Source organism: Brucella daejeonensis (assembly GCF_014199265.1).
In the GTDB taxonomy this organism is placed as follows: domain Bacteria; phylum Pseudomonadota; class Alphaproteobacteria; order Rhizobiales; family Rhizobiaceae; genus Brucella; species Brucella daejeonensis.
This window is the reverse complement of sequence record NZ_JACIJG010000007.1, coordinates 243,660-252,428: the sequence shown is the minus strand read 5'-3', so window position 1 is coordinate 252,428 and position 8,769 is coordinate 243,660. Positions and strand designations below refer to the sequence as shown.

Genomic DNA, 8,769 nt, shown 5'->3' with positions numbered 1-8,769 from the left:
GCAAATCGGTTTTGTTGAAAACATTGCGCTTTATCGAAGCCCACGCCGTTCGGGACGAGGGGGTCGGAGGTTCGAATCCTCTCACTCCGACCATTGCAAGCCGAATGCCTGATCGTATTCGCCGCATTGGCGAACCACATTTCCCCACAGTTTGACTGCTAACGCGCTGCTGATGGTTGCTGCTTCCAGGACACGCAGGCCGGTCTGAATGTGCGCCGCCGCCGAGGGATATGTCGATAAATTCAGTAAAATTAAAATCCATCTAAACGAAAGATATAGAGTTTATATCCTCTTGCTCTCTGGCCCTTTCCTATGGACAGTCATATTTTTTTGATGTTGCTAACATAAGTTAATGACACGATTATTTCCGAATAGCACTATTTAGGCCAGCCTGATGGAACAGGCAGCCAAAGCACGCATGGTAAAACGTCCGCATTCAACGAAAGTAATAGTTGGACGCATAAACATAAGCAGCTTGCGTAGCGCGGGGAGAATCACATGTTGGAAACAAGAGGGGACAGCCTTTGGGCAAGGCGGGATGATTTTGGTGATCGGGGAGATGCTGCGGCAATCGAGGCCGCGCAGGATCGCCGCATACTGCTGGTCTGCAAAAGCAATCTTGAACGCCAGTGCCTTCAAAACGGGCTGGCGGTGAACGGCCTGAAGCTTCAGGTCGAGACGCAATCGGTCATCGAATGCGCCGACCCCGCGGATGATATCGCGGTCGTCCTGATCCATATCGGCTCCAAGCGCCTAGCCGATCCGTTTTTCTCGGAGAAACTGCACGCCGTCATCGAGCTTTGGCGGCCGGTTCCCGTCGTCTTCCTTGCCGAGCGGGAGGAATGGACGCAGGTCGTCCGTGCTCTGGAAATCGGCGCGCGCGGCTATATACCGACCTCGGTGGACATCAAGGTCTGCGTTGAAGCCCTCCATCTTGCCGCCGCCGGCGGCATGTATGTGCCTGCGTCGATTGCATTCCAGACGGCGCCTACCGATGTCGACGACGATGTGCTGGGCGAGTTGCTGACCGCCCGCGAGATCGAGGTCGTTCACGCAATCCGCATCGGAAAGTCGAACAAGATCATTGCCTTCGAGCTGGGCATGAGCGAGGGCACGGTCAAGGCCCATGTCCATAACATCATGAAGAAGATCGGAGCGGCAAACCGCACGGAAGTCGCCTGCAAGCTGCACAGGATGTACGGGGAACGCTTCGACCTGGACTGATTGCGTTCATGCGCGGGTTTCACACGCCGTGACCGGCGCTGGCCGGTTTCATTTTGTTTTGTTTTGCCGAAAAGCGCAGAAAAGCGAAGGCGGTGCGCACGGAATCGGTTGCTTTCTACGCAAAAAACGCGAAATTGTCGGACTGAAATCAGAATAATTCCAGTTCCGGGAACAAGATGCAGCTCACGCCCCGCCACAATGCGATCCTCGAGCTTGCCCGCAGGCAGGGGCAGGTTCTGGTAGACGACCTTGCCACGGCTTTCGAGGTGACGCCGCAGACGGTGCGCAAGGACCTGAACGACCTTTGCCGCGCCCGGTTGCTGCGCCGCATTCATGGCGGCGCGCTTTATCCCTCCGGCGTCGAGAACATGGAATATGAGGCCCGCCGCCGCATTGCCGCCGTCGAAAAGGAATCGATCGGGCGCGCCGCCGCTGAAATCATTCCTGACGGCGCTTCCCTGTTCATCAATATCGGCACCACGACCGAAGCCGTCAGCCAGGCGCTCGTCGATCACGATCATCTGATGGTCATTACCAACAACATCAATGTCGCCAACACCTTGCGCGTCCATCCCTCGATAGAGGTGGTCGTCGCGGGCGGCGTGGTGCGCCCCTCCGATGGCGGGATCGTCGGCGAGGCGGCGGTCGATTTTATCCGCCAGTTCAAGGTGGATTATGCGATCATCGGCGCTTCCGCCATGGATGAGGACGGGGCGCTTCTGGATTTCGATTTCCGGGAAGTGAAGGTCGCGCAGGCCATCATCGCCAATGCCCGGCACGTCATTCTGGTCACCGATTCCACGAAACTCGAACGCACGGCGCCGGTACGCATCGGGCATATCTCGCAGATCGACACGTTCATCACCGATCGATGCCCGTCGACGCAGTTGCGGGATCTGTGTGCCGAAAACGAGGTCGAACTGATCGAAGCCCTGCCGGAAACCTCCGTTACCGCGGATCGAAGCCCGGTCGAGCCGATGCCGTGAGGCTTTCCTGTCCCGGAGTCCACTTGCCAGTCGGGGCTTAAGCGGTCATTATTCTGCCGGAGAGCGGGTTCCAGCCTTTCTGGGAGGAAAAGATGGGCGCACCGCAAGACCGGATACATGCGGACCGGATTCAATCTGCGATAGGAACAGCCGACGGGGCGGCCCGGTCGGCTCTGGTTGCCTCATGGCGCCGTTCGGCGGAACTGCACGGGCTCGATCCGGCCGAGCCGGGTTCGGTTCGAACACTTTCCGACGGAGAATTTCGAACGGCGCACCAGCGTCTCGAACGGCTGTCCAGCATCGCGCAGGCCAGCATGGACCGGCTTTATCTGGCCGTCGGCGGCGTGGGCTGCTGCGTGCTTCTGGCCGATAGCGAAGGCGTGCCGGTGGAACGGCGCGGCGCTCCCGGCGATGACGATACTTTCTATCGATGGGGTTTGTGGACCGGCGCGGTCTGGAGCGAGCAGAGCGAAGGCACCAACGGCATCGGCACCTGCATCGTCGAGCAGCGCCCCCTGACGATCCATCGCGAACAGCATTTCCACACGCGCAATATCGGGCTTTCCTGCACTGTCGCGCCGATCCACGATCACCGGGGACGGCTGATGGCGGCGCTCGATGTTTCTTCCTGCCGCGCCGATCTGACCGAAGCTTTCGTACAGCTCATATCGGTGGCCGTCATCGACGCCGCGCGGCGGATCGAGGCGGAGAATTTCCGTCAGGCCTTTCCCGAAGCCCGTATCATGCTGGCGCCGAGTCCCGACCGGACCGGAGGGGCGCTGATCGCCGTCGACAAGGACGACCTCGTCATCGGCGCAACGCGCGCCGCGCGGCTTGCGCTGGAACTGGACGACGACGCGCTGGCAGATCCGCTGCCTGCGGCCGATCTTCTTGGAACGTCGGCCGATCCGCGCGAGGACATGGCGGAATCGGAGCGCGGCGTGATCCTGCGGGCGCTGGCGCGCGCGGAAGGCAATATTTCCTCTGCCGCGCAGCTTCTTGGCATCAGCCGGGCGACGCTGCACCGCAAGCTGAACCGTCTGAAGATCATCCGCTCGCACTGATGAAGCCATGCTGAAATAGGCGGGCGAAACTGTCTCAATATTGCGACAGATGGCGGTGTGAGCGCATGAAGGGCAGGTGACACTTTGCCCTCGCGGCGACATCCTGAAGACCGAAGCGCCGGAGGAGCGGCTCTTTTATCATAACGCGCATCTTGCCCGAAAACCGTTTTGCACGTTTCGGGACGCGCTGTTTCGGGAGGAAGTCATGAACAAGGTTGAATTCAGCCGGACGGTGAAACCGGCTTTTGCCAAACGCTATGGAAATTTCATCGGGGGCAAGTGGGTCGAGCCAAAGTCGGGCCGCTATTTCGACAACATCTCGCCGGTCAACGGTCAGGTGCTCTGCGAAGTGGCGCGTTCGGAGGCCGCCGATGTGGAAGCGGCTCTCGACGCAGCGCATGCCGCCAAGGATGCCTGGGGCAAGACGAGCGCGGCTGAACGCGCGCTCATCCTCAATCGCATTGCCGACCGGATTGAGGAAAACCTGCCTGCTCTCGCGGCGGCTGAAACCTGGGACAACGGCAAGCCGATCCGCGAAACCACCGCTGCCGACCTGCCGCTGGCGGTCGATCACTTCCGTTATTTCGCGGGCGTGATCCGCGCGCAGGAGGGCGGCATTTCCGAACTTGACCACGATACGGTCGCCTATCATTTCCACGAACCGCTCGGTGTCGTGGGCCAGATCATCCCGTGGAACTTCCCGCTTCTGATGGCGACGTGGAAGCTCGCCCCGGCGCTGGCAGCAGGCAATTGCGTGGTGCTGAAGCCCGCCGAACAGACCCCGGCCTCGATCCTTGTTCTGGCCGAACTGATCGCCGATCTTCTGCCTGCGGGCGTGCTCAATATCGTCAACGGTTTCGGTCTGGAAGCGGGCAAGCCGCTGGCATCGAGCCCGCGCATCGCCAAGATCGCCTTTACCGGCGAGACGACGACCGGGCGCCTGATCATGCAATATGCCAGCCAGAACCTCATTCCGGTCACGCTGGAACTGGGCGGCAAATCGCCCAACATCTTCTTCAAGGACGTGGCTGCCGAGGACGACGATTTTCTCGACAAGGCCATTGAAGGCTTCGTGATGTTCGCGCTCAATCAGGGCGAGGTCTGCACCTGTCCGAGCCGCGCCCTTGTGCAGGAATCCATCTATGACGAATTCATGGAAAAGGCCCTGAAACGCGTGGAGGCCATCGTGCAGGGCGACCCGCTCGACCCGGCCACGATGATCGGTGCGCAGGCGTCCAGCGAGCAGCTTGAAAAGATCCTGAGCTATTTCGACATCGGACGTCAGGAAGGCGCGGAAGTCCTGACAGGCGGCGAGCGCAACATGCTGCCGGGCGATCTGGCGGGCGGCTATTACGTCAAGCCAACCGTGTTCAAGGGCCATAACAAGATGCGCGTTTTCCAGGAGGAAATCTTCGGCCCGGTCGTGTCGGTCGCGACCTTCAAGGACGATGCCGAAGCGCTGTCGATCGCCAATGACACGCTTTACGGTCTGGGCGCCGGTATCTGGACCCGCGACGGCACACGCGCCTATCGCTTCGGCCGCGCCATTCAGGCCGGTCGTGTGTGGACCAACTGCTACCACGCCTATCCGGCCCATGCGGCCTTCGGCGGCTACAAGCAGTCCGGTATCGGGCGCGAAAACCACCTGAAGATGCTCGATCACTACCAGAACACCAAGAACATGCTGGTGAGTTATAGCCCGAAGAAGCTCGGATTCTTTTAAAGAACTTAAATTCCGGCTCATCAGAGCCGGAATTTACCCCCTACGCCAACTGGCGAACTCCGCGCTTGTGAAAAAAGTGCGGGAAAAGCGATTTCGGTTTACCCTCCCAAGGGGCCCGGGCGTGTCTGCCCGGGCAACCGCGTGGCTTCCTTGATAAGAGGAGGAGGAAATGCAGCAGGATCGTAACGATGGCATGGGACAGGTCAGCGCCACGCCCGCCGCTCTCGATCTCATCCGCGAATTGCAGGCCGAATACGGGCCGATCATGTTCCACCAGTCGGGCGGCTGTTGCGATGGGTCTTCTCCCATGTGCTATCCACAGGGCGAATTCATCGTCGGCGACACCGACGTGAAACTGGGTGAAATCGGCGGTGCGCCGGTCTATATCAGCGGCCCGCAATATGAAGCCTGGAAGCATACCGAACTCATCATCGATGTCGTTCCGGGGCGCGGCGGCATGTTCTCGCTCGATAACGGGCGCGAGGTGCGTTTCCTCACCCGATCCAGGATATGTTCCATCCCTTGAAATGTTTGTCCTTTTCGTTTCCCGGCCAACGGGTTACGAAGACAGATATTTTGAGGAGGATCATGACGGGCAATGGCCGCAACGGGCAAAAGAGCGACGATACATGATGTGGCGCGCCTTGCGGGCGTGTCGATAAAAACCGTTTCGCGCGTCTATAATGACGAGCCGAATGTGCGCGAAGCCATTCGGGAAAAGGTCAGGCAGGCAGGCGCCGAACTGCGCTATCGGCCCAATGCGGCGGCGCGCAATCTGGTGGAGCGGCGCTCGCACCTGATCGGGCTGTTCTTCGAGAATCCGAGCGCCAGCTATGTCACGGAACTACAGATGGGGGCGCTCGACCGCCTGCGCGATACGCGATATCGTCTGCTGATCTTCCCGGTTGAAAACCGCAATGATATTCGCGGCGCCCTGATTGAAACGGCCCATGCCTCCGGTCTCGATGGCATTATCGTAACGCCGCCCATGTCGGACGATCCCGAAATCCTGCGCGAACTGACCGCCTCGGCCATGCCTTTTGCCCGCGTGGCGGGCGATATCAGCGTGCTGCCGACCGATAGCGTCTCCATCGATGACGAGGCGGCGGCGATAGAGCTTGTGAACTATCTTCTGAAGCTTGGTCACAGGAAAATCGCCATAGTCATTGGCGATCCGACTCACCGTTCGGCGGAATTGCGCCTTGCCGGTTATCGCCATGCTCTGCAAAAGGCAGGCATTGCGCGCAACCCGGATTATGAAGTGCAGGGCGGTTTCAGTTTCGCCAGCGGCCTTGCCGCCGGGCAAAAACTGCTGGCGCTGGAAAACAGGCCGACGGCAATTTTCGCATCCAATGACGATATGGCGGCTGCGGTCATGCAGATCGCGCATGATCGCGGCCTTTCCATTCCGGGCGACCTCACCGTGGTGGGCTTCGACGACAGCGCCATCGCTCGTATGATCTCGCCGCAGATTACCACCGTGCGCCAGCCGATCTTCGAGATGACGCGCGGTGCGGCGGACATGCTTTTGCGCCATATCGAAACCGGCGAGGCGTCTCCGTCCCGCCAGATCGATTACAAACTCATCGTCCGCCAGTCCGCCGGCAAACCGCCAGCTTGACCAGGGCTAAATTATATCCTCCAGCCCCTTGGTCAGTTCCAGCGCCTGCCGCTCGAACAGACGGCGATAAATGCCGTCCGGCTTGCGGATGAGCGCATCGTGGTCGCCTTCTTCAAGGATTTTGCCCTTGTCGAAGACCAGCAGCCGATCGAGCGCGCGAACCGTCGAAAGCCGGTGCGCGATGACGAGCGTCGTGCGGCCGACCATCAGGCGCTCCATTGCCTGCTGGATCAGCACCTCCGATTCCGAATCGAGGCTCGACGTTGCCTCGTCCAGAATGAGGACCGGCGCATCGGCCAGAAACGCACGGGCAATCGCCACGCGCTGGCGCTCGCCGCCCGAAAGCTTCACGCCGCGTTCGCCGACGAGCGTTGCATAGCCCTTCGGCAGGCGGCTGATGAAGTCGTGCGCGCTTGCAAGCCGTGCCGCTTCCTCGATCTCGGCCTGTGTCGCGCCGGGGCGGGCATAGGCGATGTTCTCGTCCAGCGTGCGGTGAAACAGGATCGGCTCCTGCTGCACGATGGCAATCTGCGACCGGAGCGATGCCTGCGTGACCTCGGCTATGTTCTGCCCGTCGATGTGGATCGCGCCGTCGTTGACGTCATAGAGCCGCTGGATCAGCTTGACGAATGTTGTCTTGCCCGAACCCGAATGACCGACCAGACCGACACGCTCTCCGGCTTCGATCCTGACTGAAAAGTCGCGATAGAGCGCGGCTTCGTGATTGCCGTAATGGAAGGTGACGTGATCGAAGGTGATCTCGCCATTTCCGATCCTGATCGCAGGCGCGCGCGGCCTGTCGGCAATGCCGTAGGGCTGTGCCTCTATATCGACCAGTTCCTCCATGTCGTTGACCGAGCGTTGCAGGTTGCGGATATGCATACCCACATCGCGCAGATAGCCCTGCAACATGAAGAAGGCGGTCAGGACGAAGGTGATGTCACCGGCCGTTGCCTTGCCCTGGCTCCACAGATAGAGCGCAAAGACGATGACGACACCGCGCATCACCAGAAGGTTCGCGCCCTGAATGAAGCCGTTCAGCGTGCCGATCAGCCAGGTACGGCGTGTCCGGCTGCGCCATTTGGTGACGACTTTCGCAAGGCGCACGTCTTCGCGGGCTTCGGCGCCGAAAGCCTTGACGACGGCATTGCATGAAATGGCGTCGGCGAGCGCGCCGCCCATGCGCGTGTCCCAGCTATTGGCGAGCGTTGCGGCAGGCGCGACGAAGCCGAGCGAAATAGCGGCGGTGCAGGCGATGAAAAGCGCCGAGCCGATCGCGACCATCAGGCCCATGACCGGCCAGTACCACGAAAGCAGGGCAACCGAACCCATCAGCATGAGCAACGACGGAAGCAGGGCGATGATCAGCGTGTCGTTGAGCAGGTCGAGCGCCCACATGGCGCGCGACACCTTGCGCACCGTCGATCCGGCGAAGGCGTTTGCGTGCCAGTCGGTTGAAAACCGCTGTAGCCTGCGGAACGAGCTTGCCGCCATGTCGCTCATGATCTTCAGCGTGAAATCCGTGATGACATAGAAGGTCAGCTGACGCGTGATCAGCGCCAAAGCGCCCAGCGCAAGCAGAACGACAAGCGCGCTGATCGCGGCGTTCCACGCGCTGTCGCTGCCAAGCGAAAGCGCGTCGACCAGACGCCCGGAATAAAGCGGGGTGAGAACATCTGCGGCCGTTGCAAGCAGCATGCCGATTATCATCAGCGCCAGCCGCAGAGGCTGACTTCGCCAATGACTGAAAGTGTAGCCGAGGACGTTGCGAAACGCCGGTCCCCGGAAATCGATGCGAAACCGAGTCATATTGATACCACCAGCCCGCGCGAAGACGGTGCTGGCCCTTCAAGAGAGAAAACAGGACTATCGGCCCGCCGAAGAGGGCCACGATAAGCGATGATTTTGAAAATGCGCCCGAAACGGGCGTTCAGGCCTTAGCCTGAATTGCGGGCCGCGAACCTAGAAATTTGCGGCGCCCGCGCGAACACTGGGCACCATTGGGGTTGGGTAATAGACACGCATCTCATACCTCCTTGCCAGTGTTGCAGATGTTTGCACAATAAATGAGCATTGATTTTTGCCAAGACGGAAAATCGCTATTTTCCGCGTGATTGTTTGACTGTGGCAAATTTGCAAGCCTGGACTTCA

7 protein-coding genes are annotated in these 8,769 nt (G+C 60.1%); 6 read left to right on the top strand and 1 reads right to left on the bottom strand.

Annotated features, from left to right (window positions below; genetic code table 11):
• Nucleotides 1-498 precede the first annotated feature (498 nt).
• From FHS76_RS11600 to FHS76_RS11575, 6 genes are all read left to right on the top strand, one after another.
• Entirely contained in the window at nt 499-1,224 is a 726-nt protein-coding gene (locus FHS76_RS11600) for a response regulator transcription factor (RefSeq protein ID WP_183652347.1), read from the top strand.
• 176 nt (nt 1,225-1,400) lie between these two features.
• The gene (locus FHS76_RS11595; RefSeq protein WP_183652344.1) at nt 1,401-2,210 is read left to right on the top strand and encodes a DeoR/GlpR family DNA-binding transcription regulator; all 810 of its coding nucleotides are present in this window, start codon (nt 1,401-1,403) and stop codon (nt 2,208-2,210) included.
• Between the two features lie 92 nt (nt 2,211-2,302).
• Nucleotides 2,303-3,274 carry a GAF domain-containing protein gene (locus FHS76_RS11590; protein WP_183652342.1) on the top strand — a complete coding sequence of 324 codons (972 nt, stop codon included), beginning with the start codon at nt 2,303-2,305 and terminating at the stop codon, nt 3,272-3,274.
• A 205-nt stretch (nt 3,275-3,479) separates the two neighbouring features.
• A complete protein-coding gene (gene adh, locus FHS76_RS11585) occupies nt 3,480-4,997 on the top strand; it encodes an aldehyde dehydrogenase (protein ID WP_183652340.1) in 1,518 nt (505 codons plus the stop codon).
• Nucleotides 4,998-5,166: 169 nt separating this feature from the next.
• Nucleotides 5,167-5,523, top strand: coding sequence for a DUF779 domain-containing protein (locus tag FHS76_RS11580; RefSeq protein ID WP_183652338.1), 357 nt, complete (start codon nt 5,167-5,169; stop codon nt 5,521-5,523).
• A 72-nt stretch (nt 5,524-5,595) separates the two neighbouring features.
• A complete protein-coding gene (locus FHS76_RS11575) occupies nt 5,596-6,618 on the top strand; it encodes a LacI family DNA-binding transcriptional regulator (RefSeq protein WP_183652336.1) in 1,023 nt (340 codons plus the stop codon).
• 6 nt (nt 6,619-6,624) lie between these two features.
• On the opposite strand, the gene FHS76_RS11570 is transcribed toward FHS76_RS11575, so the two are convergent.
• Nucleotides 6,625-8,427 (bottom strand): ABC transporter ATP-binding protein, encoded by a 1,803-nt coding sequence (locus FHS76_RS11570; protein ID WP_183652334.1) that lies wholly within the window; start codon nt 8,425-8,427, stop codon nt 6,625-6,627.
• Nucleotides 8,428-8,769 lie beyond the last annotated feature (342 nt).